This is a genomic window from Minwuia sp. IMCC3009, from assembly GCF_029909415.1.
In the GTDB taxonomy this organism is placed as follows: Bacteria; Pseudomonadota; Alphaproteobacteria; order Minwuiales; family Minwuiaceae; genus Minwuia.
In genome coordinates this window covers 879203-895453 of record NZ_CP123781.1, presented here as the reverse complement: position 1 = coordinate 895453, position 16251 = coordinate 879203, and the positions used below count along the sequence as shown (strand labels likewise).

Here is a 16251-nt window from a genome sequence, read left to right as displayed (position 1 = left end):
GCCCGCCGGGGAAGCCGCTACCCCGCACTCCCCCGCCGCTTCGCGCGCTGGCGGAAGATGGTGAAGATGACAAAGGTCAGGCAGCAGCCGGTCATCACCCACGAGTAGCCGTTGGGATCGTCCAGATCCATGGCGACGCCCGTCATGGAGGGGCCGAGCAGGGAACCGACGCCGTAGAGCACGCCGAATGCCGCGTTCGCTGTCACCAGGTCCGCGCCGGAGAACCGCTCCCCCTGCAGGGCCATGGCGATGGTGTAGAGCGAGGCTCCGGCCCCGCCCCAGATGAACAGGATGCTGTAGCAGAGCCAGAGGTTCTGCACCGTGAAGGGGACGGCCAGTGCACCCACCACGCCGACCGCCCCCAGGATCGTCATCAGCCGGATCTTGTCGTATCGGTCGGCCAGCCAGCCCACCGGCCAGGCAAAGAACATCCCCCCGACCACGACCGCGCTCAGCATGATCAGCGCATCCTGGTCGGCGAGACCGGACCGGCGACCGAAGACGGAGATCATGGAACTGGTCGAGTTCTCGATCATCGCATAGAGCAGGATCGCGCCGACCAGCGTCGGAGCCACCTTCACGTAGGTCAGCACGTTGAAGCTGGGGGTACCGTCGAAGCGCGGTGCGACCACGGGCACGAAGATCATGGGGATCGCCGCCACGAACATGATGGCCGCACCGATGACAAAGGGCGCCCAGCCCTGCACGCCGACGAAACCCAGCAGCACCGGACCGAGCGCAAAGCCGGCGGACAGGGAGATGTTGTAGATCGCCATGACCTGCGCGCGCTGCTCACTGCGTGCGACCTGGTTGATCCAGCTCTCCGACGCGACGAACAGCCCGGCCACCGCAACACCGCTGAGCAGCCGCAGCACCAGCCAGACCGCGTACCAGTCCAGAACCTTGAACAGGATCATGGTGATGCCATTGGCCAGCACGCAGATCACGATGAAACGCCTGGCGCCGAAGCGGGCGATCCATCGTGGCACGAAGGCGGAAGAGAGCAGGATGGCCAGCGGACCCATCGCGCTGTTGATGCCGATGGCGGTACCGCTGAAACCCTTGCCCTCCAGCAGCAGCGCCAGCAGCGGGAAGGTCAGGCCGATGGCCAGAGCCGCAACCGCAATGCACAGGATAGAGATACCCAGTCCGGCCCGCCGCTGACCGTCCGTCAGTTCAGGCCCCGCAGTCATCGGGAACGGGTCATGGCATGGGTCTCAGTCAGCTTCGAAGCGGTGGTAGCGGATGATCGGCGCATTGTTCTGATAGCTGAACAACGGGATCGCCTCAATCGCCGTGCCACGGACACGCCGGATCACTTCTTCCAGAACGAACTCGGTGACATCGGCAATCGGCATCTTCACCGCTTCACCCAGCGGTCGCCAGTCCAGATCCAGCAGTTCGCCGGACCCGGTCAGAGGGGCGTCACCGCCACCATCGGCACGATCGGCGTGAGTGATGAAGAAACGCGCGTGGAACCGGATCGGGCTCGGCGGCGGTGTGATGGCACGGGCGAGATAGTCGATGCCCGACAGGCGCGGCACGAACCTGTCCCCCTGCATCTCGCCAAAGCGCAGCCCGGTCTCTTCCCAGGTCTCACGCACTGCGGCGACGGCCAGGCCATGGGCGGTCTCGCCACCGAACTGCGCGGCAAGGCGGCGCAAGGGGCGCTCGTCGAGCCGGTCCAGCGTCGGCGCGGTCATGTCGACACGGTCCAGACGCCCGCCGGGAAACACGTACATGTGCGGCATGAAACGGTGACGGCCGGCGCGGCGGCCCAGCAGCACCTCCGTGTCATCACCCTCCCCGCGCAGGATGACGAGGCTGGCGGCATCGCGCGGACGCACCGGGCGCGGCGTTCCCTTGACCGGATCGGACGTGCTCATTCGAAGGTATCCATGTGCTTGCCGCGAACATACTTGTAGAGGGGCAGCTTGTGGTCAGAGGTGGCGGGCGGCGGCGATTCGACGAATTCCTCGACAAACTTCAGCATCACGCCGGTGATACGCGGAATTTCCAGCGTCAGGGCCTTGTCGATGGTCACCCAGTGGATGTCCAGCAGTTCGCCGTCGCTCTCGATCACCTCGTTCGCCAGCCGGTCCGCATCGGCCATGAAGAATCGCGCGTTGAAGCGGCGCGGGCGATAGGGCGGTGTCACGGCACGGGCAACGAAGTCCAGCGCCTCAAAATCCGGTGCAAAGCCGGTGTCGAAGAACCCCGCCCAGTTGCGCGGCACGCTGCGCCCCGGCTCCGGGTCCGGCTTGCCGAGGATCAGCCCCGTCTCCTCGAACGTTTCCCGAATGGCGGCGGCGGCCAGTGCACGGGCACGCGCGGGTGAGGCGGCCTTCGTCAGGTGCCCGCCGACATGCTGTTTCAGTTCGCTTGCGCCGCGGACTCGCCAGTCGGTCGGGTCCACCCGGCCGCCGGGAAAGACCCAGCGGTTCGGCATGAAGGCATGCTTGCCATGCCGTTCGCCCATCACGACCTCGACCCCGTGCGCCGACTTGCGCCAGAGCACCAGCGTTGCCGCGTCGCGCGGCTTCAGCGCCTTCTGGCCCTCCGGCCGCAGGTGGGTGTCATTCGGGTCGTGTGGTTTGTCAGCCATGGTGCCGTCCGGTCATCTGTGCAGGTTGCGCGCAAGATGGCCCGTGACAGACACACCTGTCCAGTCCGGGACCGCGCATGGCAGTCCCCATCGACGGATTGGTCAGGAGGTTACGGGTTCGTCCTCTTGCTCCAGCCCGAAGCCGTGCATGCGGTTGGCCCACTGCAGGCCGATGACCGCGCCCTTCAGCCGGGGCAGGAAGTAGAGCGACAGCAGCACCACCAGCGGCAGCCAGATCGCCATGTGCAGCCAGAGCACGGGATGCCAGGTCTGCTCCACGATCAGCACCAGCGGCACGATGATATGGCCGACGATCATGATGGAGAGATAGGGCGGCAGGTCGTCGGAGCGGTGATGATGCAGCTCGATCCCGCAGGACGGGCATTCATCATTGACCTTCGTATAGCCGTTGAACACACGGCCTTCCCCGCAGGACGGGCAGCGCCGCTGCCAGCCCTTGCGCATCGCGGTCCAGACGGAGCGCGGTTCCAGATCCTGGTACTCTGCGTGTTTCATGATTGCACAGATAGCACCTGTTGTTTGCCGGACCATGTGTCCGGCGGTCGCAGATGCCCGACTGCGACGATCAGACCCCGATGACCACCCGTTCGAACGTCCAGTAGAGGCCCACGACGGCAATGCAGAGCGAGCCGGGGATGATCACCCTCCGGCGATAGGTCGTCTCCGACATCTGCCACAGGGCCAGCAACAGCCAGGCCGCCAGAATGACACTCAACTGACCAAACTCGACACCGACATTGAAACCGATCAGCGCCGTCAGGAACTGGTCGTACGGCAGGCCCAGTTCGGTCAGTACCCCCGCGAAGCCAAGCCCGTGCAGCAGGCCGAACGCAAAGACCACGACGGGGCGCCAGGGACTGAGACCCCGCATGAAGAGATTCTCGATCGCAACATAGGCAATGGAGAGCGCGATCAGCGGCTCGACGATGGAGGGGGGCAGTTCCACCACGCCGTACAGGGACAGGGCCAGCGTGATCGAATGCGCCACCGTGAAACAGGTCACCTGGATCAGCAGCGGTCGCATGTTGGTGCTGAGCAGGAACAGGCCAAGCACGAAGAGGATGTGGTCCACCCCGCGCGGCACGATGTGGATGTAGCCGAGTTCGACATAGTCGACCAGGGTCTCGAACGTGCCACGCTCCGGCACCAGACCCTGCATCGGGAACGGGTCCGACCTTTCACCGGCCTGCAGCCAGGCGGAAGTGAAGGCCGCATCGCCCGCGCGGCGGAGCTTGACCGCGACAGCGCCATAGCTGGCCGGGTAGTCCCAGATGAACACGTCCGCACCCGGAGGAATGGTACCGGAAAGCACGACCTTCGAATTTCTGGAGACCCGTACGTCGCCGAGCGGCGCAACCGCAATCCCGGTGACGGACAGCGGGGCGGTCTGACCGTCGAACGTCAGATCGAAGCCGTCCGTGAAGGCATCCTGCTCCGAGGCGAAGCGCGCTTCCAGTTCGGCAGGGGTCAGTGCCCGAAGCCGGTCATAGAGTTCGGCATTGGCGCTGTCGTCGGTATCGGCCAGCCCGGCCTCGACCTTCGCCATCGACGCTTCGAGATTGATGTCGAGCGAAACCGTGAAGCGACCATCAGCGGCGAACTCCACCTCCGCCACCATCGGCCGAATCTCATGCGCCCTGGCCCCGCCATCACCGACAAGTGTCAGCGCGAACAACATGACGACCGACAGGCCGAACGCTATAAGGGCTCGCATCATCATGCTCCAGCAGACAGGTTCAGAAGTGAAGATGGCATATCGGATTTCAGGCCTGATCGCCATGCTGATGGCGATCACGTCAGCGTCGGCCCACGAATACTGGGTCGAGCCGCAGAACAGTCGCGCGGAGGCAGGCGATACGGTTCCCGTGACCATGGCCGTCGGCCAGGACTTTGTCGGCAGCACGCAGATCTACATCCCCGACAATACGGTGCGCTTCGATGTCATCGGGCCGGAGGGAACGGTTTCCGCCGACGCCGGTTTCGCCGCTGATCCGGCCGGCAAGGTCGTGGTCGGGGCACCGGGGCTCTACACGGTGGTGTTTCAGAACAGGGGCAACCTGATCGAACTCGATCCGCAGACCTTCGAGACCTATGCGCGGCGTGACGGCCTTGAACATGCGCTTGCCGCGCGCGCCGCGGCCGGGCGTGAGGAAACGCAGGCGCGGGAGCGCTATACCCGGTTCCCGAAGACCTGGGTCCTGTCAGGCGATGTCTCGGCGGGAGAAGCCGCGACCGCCCCCGTCGGCATGACGTTCGAACTGGTGCCACAGCGCAATCCCTTTGCGCTTTCTGCCGGCGAGAGCCTGCAGGTGCAGGCGCTGTACCGGGGATTGCCGCTGCGGGGCGTGCTGGTGCAGGCGTTCCACAAGCAGACGGAACGTCGGGTGGCCACAATGCGCACGGATGGCAATGGCATGGCCACGCTGGAACTGCCCGTCCCGGGTCGCTGGATGATCGCCGCAGTTCATCTGATCCCGGCGGACACCGATCCGGACCTCGACTGGGAAAGCTTCTGGGCCTCCTTCGTCTTCGACATGCCGTGATGTGACACCGATTTCGTGGTCCGAAACGAGACTGCCCCCTCGGTCGCGCGGACTCAACGGTCGTCGAAAACCATCATTACGTGATTGCCGTCACGTTCGCGGGTGTAGCGCATCTCCCGCGCCAGGTTGATCGCCAGGCGCACACCAACCCCACCGACGGCTCCGGCAATCGGGTCTCCGGTCACCCGCTCCGCATCCCGAACCGGATCAAAGTAGATGCCATTGTCCCGGAAATCCATCCGGATACTGCCATCCCTCTGCCGCTCCAGACCGATGCGCACGCTCGCATTGCTGCCGGCATTGCCATGGTGGATGCTGTTGGCGTAAAGCTCCTCAAACGCAACGGCCATGCGGGTTGCAGCCGCCGCACTCAGTCCGAGTTCGGCCCCCTGACGCTGCACCCAGCGTGCTGCCGTCGACACTTCACCCAGGTCGCAGGGAAATGTCCCGAAGCGGGACTTGGGACTGGCACTCACTTGGCTTACTCTCCACGGACGTCTGATCAGAACGGCGTCTACGTCATCGAAGCTTACGGATGGAACTGTCATGCGCAAAGTGACCTCAATCGCAGTACTGCTTGTTGCAGCCATTTTCGTGATTGCAGTTTTCGTGCCCGGCTCCGGTGCGCGCGCGGCGGAGACTGTTGCGGTGGTGGAGCGTGTGGCCGGCCAGGTCAGCATCGATCGCAATGGGGAACGCAGCACGGCGACGGAGGGCCAGGCGATCGAGGCGCAGGACACTGTCATCACCGCATCCGAAGGTGCGGTCGGGCTTCGCTTTACAGATGGGGCGGAGATCGCGCTGGGACCGGAGACCACATTCCGTATTCAGGAATACCGCTACGACAGCGCCCGGGACGAAGGTGCCTTCAAGGGACGCCTGAGCCGTGGCACGCTGTCCGCCCGTTCGGGAAGGATCGCCAAGCGCGGCAGGGATCGCATGCTGGTCGAGACCCCTTCCACCATCCTGGGTGTCCGGGGCACCCGTTTCATGGTCAAGGTCGATGACTGACACCTGACGGACGAAGGTCTGTCAGGTCGGGGGACCAAAGCGGATGTGATCCGTCCAGCCCCGTTCCAGCGCCGTCATGCGGTTCACCATCTCGGTGAAGGCATTGCCGCTGCTGTCGAAGTCCGTCGCGAAACGCTCCTCCGACGCATCAAGACGCTCGCACAGATCGAGGCCCGAACTGGTCAGCCGCACGATGGTTGCGCGCCGGTCGTGGCTGGAGCGGTACTGCTCGATATAGCCCGCCTCCACCAGCTTCTTGAGATTGTAGCTGGCGTTGGAGCCCTGGTAATAGCCACGCTCCATCAGCGTCTTCACGTTGACTTCGGCCGTGCCGATGTTGGACAGCAGCAACGCCTGAACAGCCGACAGGTCGTCGATACCCATCCGTTCCAGTTCGGCCCGGATCACGTCAAGATAAAGTCGGTGCAATCTCTCGATCAGCCGCGTTGCGGACCGGTAGTTCTCGGTCTGTTGTGACAACGACGATGTGCTGCGCGCGGAATCTGCCATGGCGTCCTACCTAGTATTTCCTGCTGTTCCTCGGTGAGTGTCGCCAAACTTCGTTAACGTTCCTTTTCATGTTGCCATGGCATGACGATATCCAGCGCGCTGGCTGCGGACGGGAAACGGGAGCGACATGGCCAAGGGAAGACAGGGCAGTGGTGAGGGCCAGCTGTCGGTGCTGGTGATCGATGATGACATCGACGGTGCGCAGACGGTCGTCAGCTACCTGCGCCACGGTGGATTGACCGCGCGCGCCGAGTCCAATGGTTTCGCCGGGGTCAACACCGCGAAGCGCCTGCGCCCGCATGTCGTGCTGCTGGATGTCCAGATGCCGGGACTGGATGGCATGGAGACGGCCCGACTGATCAAGCGCGCGGTGCCCGCAACGCGGATCATCCTGATTTCTGGTCATGCGGCGTCCCTTGTCGAAGCCAATCGCGACGCCACGGTCGCCTTTGCCGTGCTCGAAAAGCCTCTGCCCCTGCCTGCGATCCTGGATTTCGTGCGCCGGGCGCTGGGCTGAAACATGGCATCCGTTGCATGTGGCAACGCGCTGCCGACATGGATTTCCCAACGGGAACACATTGTTAACTTCGATGTTGATAAATGAGGGCGTATGTCCTTCGAGGAGCGTCAAGATGGCTGATACCGCAGCAGCAGAGCCAAAGTCAGGCATAGCCAATCTGTTTGACCTCGCACAGCGCAAGAGCCGTGAGGGCCGGGCGCAGTTGTATGAGGACATCTGGAATCTCTTCGAGACCGAAGGCGAGACGCTGACGGGCAGCGAGCGCAAGCTGATGACCGACATCCTGCGCCGTCTGAGCCATGACGTGGAGATGAGCGTCCGCAAGCGGCTGGCTATCCGGCTGAACGAGATGGCGGATGCGCCGATGGAACTGGCGGCCATGCTGGCCAACGACCAGATCGAGGTCGCCTATCCGATCCTGATGGACAACAGGGCGCTGCGCGATGCGGACCTGATCGAGGTGGTGCGCCATCGCACCCTGCAGCATCAGCTTGCGACAGCCATGCGCAGCAATATCTCGGAGGCCGTGGCCGGCGCGCTGGTCGAGACCGGCAACGAGGATGTGGTCGAGGCCCTGCTGGAAAACGATACCGCGCAGATCTCCGATGCCCTGCTGGAGCATCTGGTGGCGGAATCACAGCGCGTGGATCGCTACCAGAAGCCGCTGCTGCGTCGTCCGGACCTGCCCAAGGCGCTTGCCAAGCGCATGTTCGCCTGGGTCTCGGCCGCGCTGCGCCAGTACATCGTCGATAACTATACCTTCGATGTGTCGGAGCTGGATGACACGATGCTGAACGCGATGCGGGACGCCGTCCAGGAGACAACCGGAGAGGTGGAGGTGACCGACCCTTCGCAGAGGCTGGTGGAGAAACTTCATGCCGCCGGCCAGCTCAACGCCGCCTTCTCGGTGAAGGCGCTGCGCCAGGGGGAAGTCAGCCTGTTCGAATATTCCCTCGCCCGGATCGCGGGAATGCGCCCCGAACTGATGCGGCGCATGATCTATGAACCCGGCGGCGAGGCCCTTGCCATCGTCTGTCGTGCGCTTGATTTCGACCGTCAGATCTTTCTCACGATCTATGAACTGACCCGGGTTGCGCGCGGCATGCTGGCGCGCCAGATCGCGAACGACCGGCTGCGGCTGCAACAGTTCTATGAAGGCATGACACCCAATGACGCCATTGCCGTCGTGCGGCGCTGGCGGCAGGATCCCGAGTATCTCGCGGCCCTCAATCAGCTTGGTGCCAAGGGCTGATCACGGCAGTTCTTCCTTTACTCGACCGTTCACGCGCGCAATATCTCAGGTCCAACCTGGAACCGGGACAAGATTGCCGTGATTGATCCATTCGGGCGCGCCGTGACCTATCTGCGAGTCTCCGTGACGGACCGCTGTGACTTCCGCTGTGTCTACTGCATGTCGGAGCACATGACATTCCTGCCGAAATCGGACCTGCTTTCGCTGGAGGAACTGGACCGTGTCTGCTCCGCCTTTGTCGCCAAGGGCGTGCGGAAGCTGCGCGTGACCGGCGGGGAACCGCTGGTCCGGAAGAACGTGATGGAACTGTTTCGCGGTCTGGGTCGCCACCTGAAGACCGGTGATCTGGAAGAGCTGACACTGACCACGAACGGCAGTCAGCTGCCCCGCTTCGCCGACGATCTGCGCAATGCCGGGGTCCGTCGCATCAACGTCTCCATCGATACACTTGATCCGGAGAACTTCCAGCGCATCACCCGCTGGGGCAGCCTGGAGAAGGTGCAGGACGGACTGCGAGCCGCCAAGGAAGCCGGCCTGCACGTCAAGGTGAACGCCGTGGCGCTGAAGGGCGTCAACGAGGACGAGATCAGCGACATGGTTGGCTGGTGCGGCTCCCAGGGCTTTGATCTGTGCCTGATCGAGACGATGCCGCTGGGGGACATCGACGGCGACCGGACCGACCAGTATCTGCCGCTGTCTCTGGTCAGGGCGCGGCTGCAGAACGACTGGACCCTGCGCGACACCGACTATTCGACCGGCGGTCCGGCCCGCTATACCATCGTCGAGGAAACCGGACAGCGTCTCGGTTTCATCACGCCGATGACCCATAATTTCTGCGAGAGCTGCAACCGGGTCCGACTGACCTGCACCGGCACGCTCTACATGTGCCTGGGGCAGGATGATGCCGCCGACCTGCGCACCGCGCTCAGGACGGACCCCAGCGGGGCGCTGCTGGACGCGACGATCGATGAGGCCATCGGGCGGAAGCCGAAGGGGCATGACTTCATCATCGACCGCCGCGAGAAGCAGCCTGCCGTGTCACGGCACATGAGCGTCACGGGCGGCTGAGATCACCAGGCCAGCGTGGCGGTTTCCGTCCTTGAACACGCCACGGACCGGGGGCATACAAATTGCTTGTTCAGGGTTCTGGTTAGCGACATGGATCGCGTAACCACCTGATTTGATGCAATTCGGAACGAAAGTGCCCCGAACCGTCCCATGATTGCACGGCGCGCCATACCGGTCTTCCTGAGCTTCGGCGAGAACATCAGCCGCGGCACCGCCGTGGCCATGGTCAGTCATGTCGCCCTGCTGGCCGGTCTGGCGATCGCGTCGCCACAGCTCTTCGACAGCCAGCCGGACGACATCGGTGGCTTTCCGATTTCCATTCAGGTCTTTCCGGACGTCTACCAGGAACCGGTGACCGTCGAGCTGGTGGACGAGAAGGACCTGCTGCCGGATCCGGCCCCTGTCACGGAAGCCGAACCGGAACCGGAGCCCGTCGTGGCGGAGCCGGAGCCTGAACCCGAGCCCAAGCCGACGGAAGTGCTGGTGCCGGAGCCGAAAACGGTCGAGGCCCCGAAGGATACCCCGGAGATCGCCCTGCCCGATGTGCGCCAGGCCGCGATCGAGGCCGCACGGCGCAACGAACGGCCGGCCTCCGCCGGACCCGCCCCTGTTGCCCCGAACGCCGGTGACGTGTCCCTGGTCTACGAGAAGGGGCCTGCGCTGACACCGAAGGAGGAAGCCGGCATCGTCAAGGTGCCCGACAACCTGCGGCGGAGCGGCACCCGGCCGGTCAGGGACATTCCGTCTGACCCGGCGGAGATAGAGCGCGAGATCCGCCGGACGGAAGCCCTGCAGGCGCAGGCCGAGCTTGCCGCCAAGACCGCCCCGACGGACGCGGAGGCCCAGGCCGCCGCCGCGCGTGCGGCGGAACTGAAGCAGCGCCTGCAGGAACTGGAGCTGGCACGTCTGACACCGGATGCCGCCATTGCCGCCGCCACGCTGGAGGCGGAAGGTGCGGCAGCCGCCGCCGACAAGGCATTGAAGATCGCGCAGGAAACCACCGCCGCGGTCCTGCGCGCCCGCGCCGAGACACGCGTGACATCCCAGCCCGTGCGCAAGGCACTGGCCGACGCATCGGATGCGGCACAGGCCGTGGCTGCAGCGGCGGAGCGGGCTCAGGCAGCGGCTGACAGGGCGCAGCGCGCCGCAGCTGCAGGTGCCACCGACAAGGCGCGGGAGAGCCGGTCCGACGCCGAGACGGCCCTGTCGGATGCGGAGAAATCCCGCAAGGTCGCTGTGGCCGCGCTCGACCGCGTGATCGAGGCCGCACGGACTTCCGTTGCCAGCGCCGAGCCGACAACGGAACCGCCGGAAGCTGCGCAAGAGGTCCCGGAGCGGAAGAAACCGCCGCAGCCGGAAGCGCCACTGTCCGATGCGGAGCAGGCGCGCCTGAAGTCAGCGGTCGAACGCTATCGCAGGGCTGCGGAAGAAGGCTATGCCCACGCCGAGTACAACCTCGCGAAGGCCATCGATGAGGGCAAGGGAACGGAGAAGGATCCGAAGAAGTCCGCCGACATTCTGGAGCGGCTGGCGAAGCGCGGCTATCCGCCTGCGCAGGTTCGCCTGGCGGAGAAGCATCTGACCGGCGACGGCGTGGAAAAGGACCGCAAGCGTGCATTCGTGCTGCTGAAGATGGCCGCGGATGAAGGCAACCGCACGGCGAAGCGTGCGGTGAAGGAACTGAACAGGGAAATGTCGGCGGAGGAACGCCAGCAGGCCGAGATCGAGGCTGGCCGCTGGCGGCGCTTCATCGAGAAGGAGAAGACCGAGCGGTCCATCGCGCCGGCGCAGCAGCGCCAGCTTGATGGCGACCTGAGGCAGGCCGTGACCGCCGGGAACGTGCAGCAGATCGAGGTGCTGCTGCGCTCCGGGGCTGATCCCAACGCCATCGACGCCGCGGGGCGCGACGCGATCATCGCCGCATCATGGCGCGGGCGCGAAATGGTGGTGGAGTTCCTGATCGAGCGGGGTGTCGATATCGATACCAGGGACTTCGAGGGGCGGACGCCGCTGGCCTGGGCCGCGATCAACGGTTACGCGTCGATTACCGAGGATCTGCTGAGCCAGAGCGCCGATCCGAATGCATCCGACGAAGAGGGTGTGACGCCCCTGATGCGTGCGGCCTGGAACGGCCATGAGGATGTGGTACTGGCCCTGCTGAAGCAGGGGGCAAGCCCCGACATCCGCGACGCCGAAGGCAAGACCGCGCGCGACCGCGCGCTGGAGGAACGCTGGGATCGCGTGGCGCGCATCCTGGAACGTGAAACAGTCTCGCCGAACTGAGTCGCCCTGCCCGCAGAAAGAAAATGGCACCGCAGGTCTGCCCCGCGGTGCCACAATCCTCGCGTCCTGAAGTGTCGCCCCCCGAACAGGGGCCCGAACCGGTATCAGTCGGCTGCGTCCTTGACCATGTGGATGGAGCGCTGCGGGAACGGGATCTCGATACCCAGCTCGTCCATCTTTTCCTTCATGGCCTGGGTGAAGTCGAACTTCAGCCCCCAGTAGTCACCGGCATTGCACCAGAGACGGATGGTGATATCGACCGAGCTGTCACCCAGGTTGGAGACGACGATCTGGGGCGCCGGATCCGGCAGCACGCGGGCATCCGCCTCCGCCATGGCATGCAGCGCCTTCATGGCCTCCACGTGGCTGGAGCCATAGCCGATGCCGAGCACGAAGTCGCAGCGGCGCGTGGCATGATGGCTGTAGTTCTTGATCGCGGTATTCCAGAGCGACCCGTTCGGCACGATGATGTGGACGTTGTCCGCCGTGTGCATCTCGGTCACGAAAAGCGACACGGAATCGACCGTACCGGCAACGCCACCGCCTTCGATGAAGTGCCCCTGACGGAAGGGGCGGAAGGCCAGGATCATCACACCGGCGGCAAGATTGCCCAGTGTCCCCTGGAACGCCAGACCGATGGCCAGGCCCGCTGCACCCATGACGGCGACGAAACTCGTGGTCTCGACCCCGAACTGGTCCAGTGCGGCGATGACCGTGAATGCAATGACGCCGTAGCGGGCGACAGCAGCCACGAAGTTGGTGATCAGCGGATCGGTCTTCTTCGACCGGCCCAGCAAGCTGCGTACCGCGCGGGCGACCCAACCGGCGGCGGTGAAGCCGACGATCAGGATGACGATGACGCCTACGATGGCAATCGCATATTCCGCCGCGTAGGTGACCAGAAAGTCCACCGTTTCCGAGGCCTTCTCAGAGTCCATTTCCTGTATCCCTCTTCTTATTGTCAGACTGGGTCAGTCGGTTCCGAACAGTCCCTTGAGTTTCTTCGCGGCACCTTCGACCGGGTTGCTGGACTCCGTCGAAGCCCCATCCGTGGAAGTGCCTCCGTCGCTCGCAGCCTTGTCACCACCGCCTGTCACACTGTCGAGCAGTCCCTTGACGGCACCGCCACCGCCTTCGATGACGCCCTTGACGGCATCCCCGGGGGCTTCGATCACGCCACGGACAACGCCTTCCAGATCAGGCTGGATCGACGGATCGTCCAGGCTGCCCTTGATCAGGATCGGCACACCGAGACCGCCGGCGCTCTTGGCGCCCTGCCCTGCAAGGCTGGCCACCAGCTTCGGCAGTACGCGATAGTCGATCTGGCGCGGCGGCAGGGATACGGTGCCCTTGCCGGTCACGCGCAGCAGCGGTGCATTCATCATCAGGTCGGGATTGTTGATGACACCGTTGTTCGCGGTCCAGGTCGCCGAGATCTCGGCGAAGTCGGTCTTTTCCGCCTCGTCATAGTCGAGGTCGAGATTGGCTGTTGAGATGCCACGCACCGCAGCCGCCAGATTGTAGCCGATGATGGCACCATCGCGGACCGTCAGCGCACCGGTCCCGTTCAGGGCGGAAACGATCTGCCGCTCCGATGCCCCCGCCGTGGTCATGTCGACCGCAAGCTCGACCGTACCCAGAAAATCACCGAAGTCGGCGAACTGCTGCAGCATCGGCTGGGCCTGGATGCCGTTGCCATCCAGCTTGATGGCGAACTTCGGCGCGGCACCACGGCGGTCGATGCTGACCGCACCGGTCGCCTCGCCGTCATAGAGACCCAGTTTCGTGATCGTCAGGTTGGTCCGCTTGCCCTCGGACACGAGCTTGATGTCGGTTGCAGCCGTATCGACGATGCCGGTCTTGATGGAGTCAGCCGCGATGTGCATGTCCACATCCGCCGCATCCAGCCCCGAAAGGTCGATGGGATCATCGGACCAGTCCTTGGAAGCACCGGCAGGTGCAGCGGCACCGTCGGACGTGCCGACACCCTCCTTCGCATCGGCGGGCATGTAGGGCCGCAGATCCAGGTCGCCGCCGCTCAGATCAGCGAACAGGGACGGGCGGGCACCGGCCAGCCCGGCACGGATGGCACCGGTCAGGCGATTCCCGTCAAACCCGATGGCGGCATCGCTCAATGCCACAGCGGTCGGGCTGCCGGTCACGTTCGCGTCCAGCGAGATGGACGAAGGCAGCTTGACCTCCGGCCCCATGGCGGCACCAACCCAGGCAAGCAACTCGCCCAGCTTGTCAGCCGTGACCGTCAGGCGACCCGCGCCCTTCGGTGCCGTACCGGCGGTGGCTGTGCCGTTGAAATCAACCTTGAACAGGTCACCACCTTCCGCCGTCAGACGCAGGGCCGTTTCCTGACCTGCGGCAATCGCCTGCGGCCGGTCGACATGCGCGACCACCGAAACCTGGCGTCCCTGCCATTCGGCGCTGGCGTCCATGTCGAAGGGGCCCGCGAAGTCAGGCAGCGACAGCTTGGCATTCACGCCCTTCAGTTCCTGACGCTGACCTGTCTGGGCATCCATGTAGATGAAGGTCGCGTTCTCCAGGCGAACGTCATCCAGCCGCAGGGCCAGATCACCGCCACCGCCACCGGACCCTTCGCCGGAACCGCCGGAAGCGGCAGGCGCCGCGGCACCCGCAGGCGGATCGAACTCGAAGTTGAACCGGCCGTTGGCATCCTTCTCGATCGCGATCACCGGCTCAACCAGCACGAAGCGCTTGATCACCACGTCGCCGGAGATTGCCGCCATCAGATCGACCTGGATGTCCGCGGACTTGATACGGACCAGATCCGCGGCCTCTCCGCCCGCCGCGTTGCTCAGGGCGACTTCGGGCAGGGTCAGGGCCACATCGGGAAAGATCGAGAAACTGGGATCACCATTGACCGTGAGCTTGCGCCCCGTGGCTCCCTCGACCTCTTCCTTGACGTAATCGACAAGCGTGGAGGTCGGAACGACAAACGGCACGATGATGACAATGGCCACCAGCAGCACCAGAATGACTCCGATTGCAATCAGGACGCGTTTCATCGGTTTCCCCTAGTTTGGAACTCGTTTCACTTTTTCGACTGCCATTTCGCACCTGTCAAACCTTCGCGAAGCCTGTCACAGGCTTCACACAGGGCGCTGGCGCGCATTTCCGTAATTCTGTGACGACAATAGCAGAATGTGTGCCGACAATCGCCGGGTCTGTGCCGACGCGCCTCTCCCCAGCCGAGCAGAATGTGTGCCGACAATCGCCGGGTCTGTGCCGACGCGCCTCTCCCCTGCCGCTTCTGCGCTTCCCGTCGATAGGCCGCTGGCCTATGTTCGGCGCAGGCCGAGACAACCCTGGGGAGGACGAAATGTCGAAAGGCACTGTACTGGCAAACGGCGCGGACCTGAGCGGGAAGTACGCGGATGTGGTCCCGCGCCCGGCCAGCAGCATCCTGCTCATCCGCGATTCCGACGCCGGGCTGGAAGTCTTCATGGTCAAGCGCCATCACAAGATCGACTTCGCCTCCGGCGCGATGGTCTTTCCCGGCGGCAAGGTCGATCCCGAAGACAGTGATGCGGAAGCCCGTGCCGCGACCATCGGCGCCGAACCCTTCGACGACACACAGCTCGGCTTCCGGGTCTCGGCGATCCGGGAGGCGTTCGAGGAAACCGGCGTCCTGATCGCCACCAACAAGGATGGCAGCGAACTCACGGCCGAGCAGACCAACGACCTCAAGGAACGCTATGCAGCGCGCCTGGAGAAGAACGAGGTCACCATGGGTGCCATGGCGGCGGCGGAGGGTCTGTCGATCCGGGTGGACCGGCTGGAAGCCTTCGCCCACTGGATCACACCACCGGTGATGCCGAAGCGGTTCGACACCCCCTTCTTCATCGCCGTGGCCCCGGAGGCACAGATCGACGGCGCCCTGCATGATGGCACGGAGGCGGTGGAGAGCGTCTGGACAACACCGGCAGCCGTTATGGAACAGGCCGACCGTGGGGAGGTGACGATGGTCTTCGCCACCCGGCTGAACCTGCAGCTGCTTGGAGAATCATCGAACGTCGCCGAGGCCATGTCCGCCGCCGCGAAACGCACGCCTGTCATTGTCACGCCACATGTCTATGTGAAGGACGGTCGTCGCATGATCGACATTCCCGCCGACGCCGGTTTCGGCAAGGCAACCTGGGATGTGGGCGACGGCTGAGGGATGTTGGCGAAGGCTGAAACAGCGGGCGCCGCCCTGCGGCAGCCCGCTTCCCGAAACACATAAAAAAGAGCCGCGCCCTTTCGGAGACGGCTCTTTCTCTAGCTTGTTCTGCGTACGGGAGCGGTGCTCTTGATCGGCTCCGTCTCCCTGCGCCCCTCCCAAGACTCGGGCAAAGCTGAAGGAACGTTACCCGCATTGAATGCGTGACGCAACGTCAAGATACTTGTCACTGCACAAATATCTATC

General features: G+C 64.3%; 16 protein-coding genes. 7 read left to right on the top strand and 9 right to left on the bottom strand.

Annotated elements, in window-relative coordinates; all coding sequences use genetic code 11:
- Positions 1 to 17 precede the first annotated feature (17 nt).
- The 5 genes from QGV55_RS04160 to QGV55_RS04140 all read right to left on the bottom strand — a co-directional run bounded on the left by QGV55_RS04160 (position 18) and on the right by QGV55_RS04140 (position 4340).
- The gene (locus tag QGV55_RS04160) at positions 18 to 1193 is read right to left on the bottom strand and encodes an MFS transporter (RefSeq protein ID WP_281018114.1); all 1176 of its coding nucleotides are present in this window, start codon (positions 1191 to 1193) and stop codon (positions 18 to 20) included.
- A 24-nt stretch (positions 1194 to 1217) separates the two neighbouring features.
- Positions 1218 to 1886, bottom strand: coding sequence for an NUDIX hydrolase (locus QGV55_RS04155; protein WP_281018115.1), 669 nt, complete (start codon positions 1884 to 1886; stop codon positions 1218 to 1220).
- Positions 1883 to 2605, bottom strand: coding sequence for an NUDIX domain-containing protein (locus tag QGV55_RS04150; protein ID WP_281018116.1), 723 nt, complete (start codon positions 2603 to 2605; stop codon positions 1883 to 1885). The genes QGV55_RS04155 and QGV55_RS04150 overlap by 4 nt, the downstream gene beginning before the upstream one ends.
- A 102-nt stretch (positions 2606 to 2707) precedes the next feature.
- The gene (locus QGV55_RS04145; RefSeq protein WP_281018117.1) at positions 2708 to 3121 is read right to left on the bottom strand and encodes a DUF983 domain-containing protein; all 414 of its coding nucleotides are present in this window, start codon (positions 3119 to 3121) and stop codon (positions 2708 to 2710) included.
- A gap of 70 nt (positions 3122 to 3191) precedes the next feature.
- Positions 3192 to 4340 carry a HupE/UreJ family protein gene (locus QGV55_RS04140; RefSeq protein ID WP_281018118.1) on the bottom strand — a complete coding sequence of 383 codons (1149 nt, stop codon included), beginning with the start codon at positions 4338 to 4340 and terminating at the stop codon, positions 3192 to 3194.
- A gap of 34 nt (positions 4341 to 4374) precedes the next feature.
- Here QGV55_RS04140 and QGV55_RS04135 point away from each other — a divergent pair, with 34 nt between their 5' ends.
- Entirely contained in the window at positions 4375 to 5169 is a 795-nt protein-coding gene (locus QGV55_RS04135; RefSeq protein ID WP_281018119.1) for a DUF4198 domain-containing protein, read from the top strand.
- A gap of 53 nt (positions 5170 to 5222) precedes the next feature.
- On the opposite strand, the gene QGV55_RS04130 is transcribed toward QGV55_RS04135, so the two are convergent.
- The gene (locus tag QGV55_RS04130; protein ID WP_281018120.1) at positions 5223 to 5645 is read right to left on the bottom strand and encodes an ATP-binding protein; all 423 of its coding nucleotides are present in this window, start codon (positions 5643 to 5645) and stop codon (positions 5223 to 5225) included.
- 118 nt (positions 5646 to 5763) lie between these two features.
- On the opposite strand from QGV55_RS04130, the gene QGV55_RS04125 reads away from it, so the two are divergent.
- Entirely contained in the window at positions 5764 to 6180 is a 417-nt protein-coding gene (locus QGV55_RS04125; protein ID WP_281018121.1) for a FecR domain-containing protein, read from the top strand.
- A gap of 21 nt (positions 6181 to 6201) precedes the next feature.
- Here the strand turns inward: QGV55_RS04125 and QGV55_RS04120 are convergent, their stop codons facing one another.
- The gene (locus QGV55_RS04120; protein WP_281018122.1) at positions 6202 to 6660 is read right to left on the bottom strand and encodes a MarR family winged helix-turn-helix transcriptional regulator; all 459 of its coding nucleotides are present in this window, start codon (positions 6658 to 6660) and stop codon (positions 6202 to 6204) included.
- 157 nt (positions 6661 to 6817) lie between these two features.
- Here QGV55_RS04120 and QGV55_RS04115 point away from each other — a divergent pair, with 157 nt between their 5' ends.
- The 4 genes from QGV55_RS04115 to QGV55_RS04100 all read left to right on the top strand — a co-directional run bounded on the left by QGV55_RS04115 (position 6818) and on the right by QGV55_RS04100 (position 11813).
- A complete protein-coding gene (locus QGV55_RS04115) occupies positions 6818 to 7207 on the top strand; it encodes a response regulator (protein WP_281018123.1) in 390 nt (129 codons plus the stop codon).
- Positions 7208 to 7322: 115 nt separating this feature from the next.
- The gene (locus tag QGV55_RS04110) at positions 7323 to 8462 is read left to right on the top strand and encodes a DUF2336 domain-containing protein (protein ID WP_281018124.1); all 1140 of its coding nucleotides are present in this window, start codon (positions 7323 to 7325) and stop codon (positions 8460 to 8462) included.
- 78 nt (positions 8463 to 8540) lie between these two features.
- A complete protein-coding gene (gene moaA / locus QGV55_RS04105) occupies positions 8541 to 9530 on the top strand; it encodes a GTP 3',8-cyclase MoaA (RefSeq protein WP_281018125.1) in 990 nt (329 codons plus the stop codon).
- Positions 9531 to 9680: 150 nt separating this feature from the next.
- On the top strand, positions 9681 to 11813 hold the full coding sequence (locus QGV55_RS04100; protein WP_281018126.1) for an ankyrin repeat domain-containing protein: 2133 nt from the start codon (positions 9681 to 9683) through the stop codon (positions 11811 to 11813).
- Between the two features lie 104 nt (positions 11814 to 11917).
- Here the strand turns inward: QGV55_RS04100 and QGV55_RS04095 are convergent, their stop codons facing one another.
- Together QGV55_RS04095 and QGV55_RS04090 are read right to left on the bottom strand one after the other, a co-directional pair.
- Complete coding sequence (locus QGV55_RS04095; protein ID WP_281018127.1) at positions 11918 to 12751, bottom strand: mechanosensitive ion channel domain-containing protein; 834 nt, start codon at positions 12749 to 12751, stop codon at positions 11918 to 11920.
- Positions 12752 to 12784: 33 nt separating this feature from the next.
- The gene (locus QGV55_RS04090; RefSeq protein WP_281018128.1) at positions 12785 to 14851 is read right to left on the bottom strand and encodes an AsmA family protein; all 2067 of its coding nucleotides are present in this window, start codon (positions 14849 to 14851) and stop codon (positions 12785 to 12787) included.
- A gap of 314 nt (positions 14852 to 15165) precedes the next feature.
- Here QGV55_RS04090 and QGV55_RS04085 point away from each other — a divergent pair, with 314 nt between their 5' ends.
- Positions 15166 to 16002, top strand: a complete 837-nt coding sequence (locus QGV55_RS04085; protein ID WP_281018129.1) for an NUDIX domain-containing protein — start codon at positions 15166 to 15168, stop codon at positions 16000 to 16002.
- The last annotated feature ends 249 nt before the right edge of the window (positions 16003 to 16251 follow it).

What these genes read in the sequence shown, in the direction of transcription:
- QGV55_RS04100 (WP_281018126.1), top strand. Translation starts at nt 9,681, where the DNA reads ATGATTGCACGGCGCGCCATACCGGTCTTCCTGAGCTTCGGCGAGAAC.
- QGV55_RS04150 (WP_281018116.1), bottom strand. Translation starts at nt 2,605, where the DNA reads ATGGCTGACAAACCACACGACCCGAATGACACCCACCTGCGGCCGGAG.
- QGV55_RS04090 (WP_281018128.1), bottom strand. Translation starts at nt 14,851, where the DNA reads ATGAAACGCGTCCTGATTGCAATCGGAGTCATTCTGGTGCTGCTGGTG.
- QGV55_RS04160 (WP_281018114.1), bottom strand. Translation starts at nt 1,193, where the DNA reads ATGACTGCGGGGCCTGAACTGACGGACGGTCAGCGGCGGGCCGGACTG.
- QGV55_RS04135 (WP_281018119.1), top strand. Translation starts at nt 4,375, where the DNA reads ATGGCATATCGGATTTCAGGCCTGATCGCCATGCTGATGGCGATCACG.
- QGV55_RS04155 (WP_281018115.1), bottom strand. Translation starts at nt 1,886, where the DNA reads ATGAGCACGTCCGATCCGGTCAAGGGAACGCCGCGCCCGGTGCGTCCG.
- QGV55_RS04145 (WP_281018117.1), bottom strand. Translation starts at nt 3,121, where the DNA reads ATGAAACACGCAGAGTACCAGGATCTGGAACCGCGCTCCGTCTGGACC.
- QGV55_RS04140 (WP_281018118.1), bottom strand. Translation starts at nt 4,340, where the DNA reads ATGCGAGCCCTTATAGCGTTCGGCCTGTCGGTCGTCATGTTGTTCGCG.
- QGV55_RS04115 (WP_281018123.1), top strand. Translation starts at nt 6,818, where the DNA reads ATGGCCAAGGGAAGACAGGGCAGTGGTGAGGGCCAGCTGTCGGTGCTG.
- QGV55_RS04085 (WP_281018129.1), top strand. Translation starts at nt 15,166, where the DNA reads ATGTCGAAAGGCACTGTACTGGCAAACGGCGCGGACCTGAGCGGGAAG.
- QGV55_RS04110 (WP_281018124.1), top strand. Translation starts at nt 7,323, where the DNA reads ATGGCTGATACCGCAGCAGCAGAGCCAAAGTCAGGCATAGCCAATCTG.
- QGV55_RS04095 (WP_281018127.1), bottom strand. Translation starts at nt 12,751, where the DNA reads ATGGACTCTGAGAAGGCCTCGGAAACGGTGGACTTTCTGGTCACCTAC.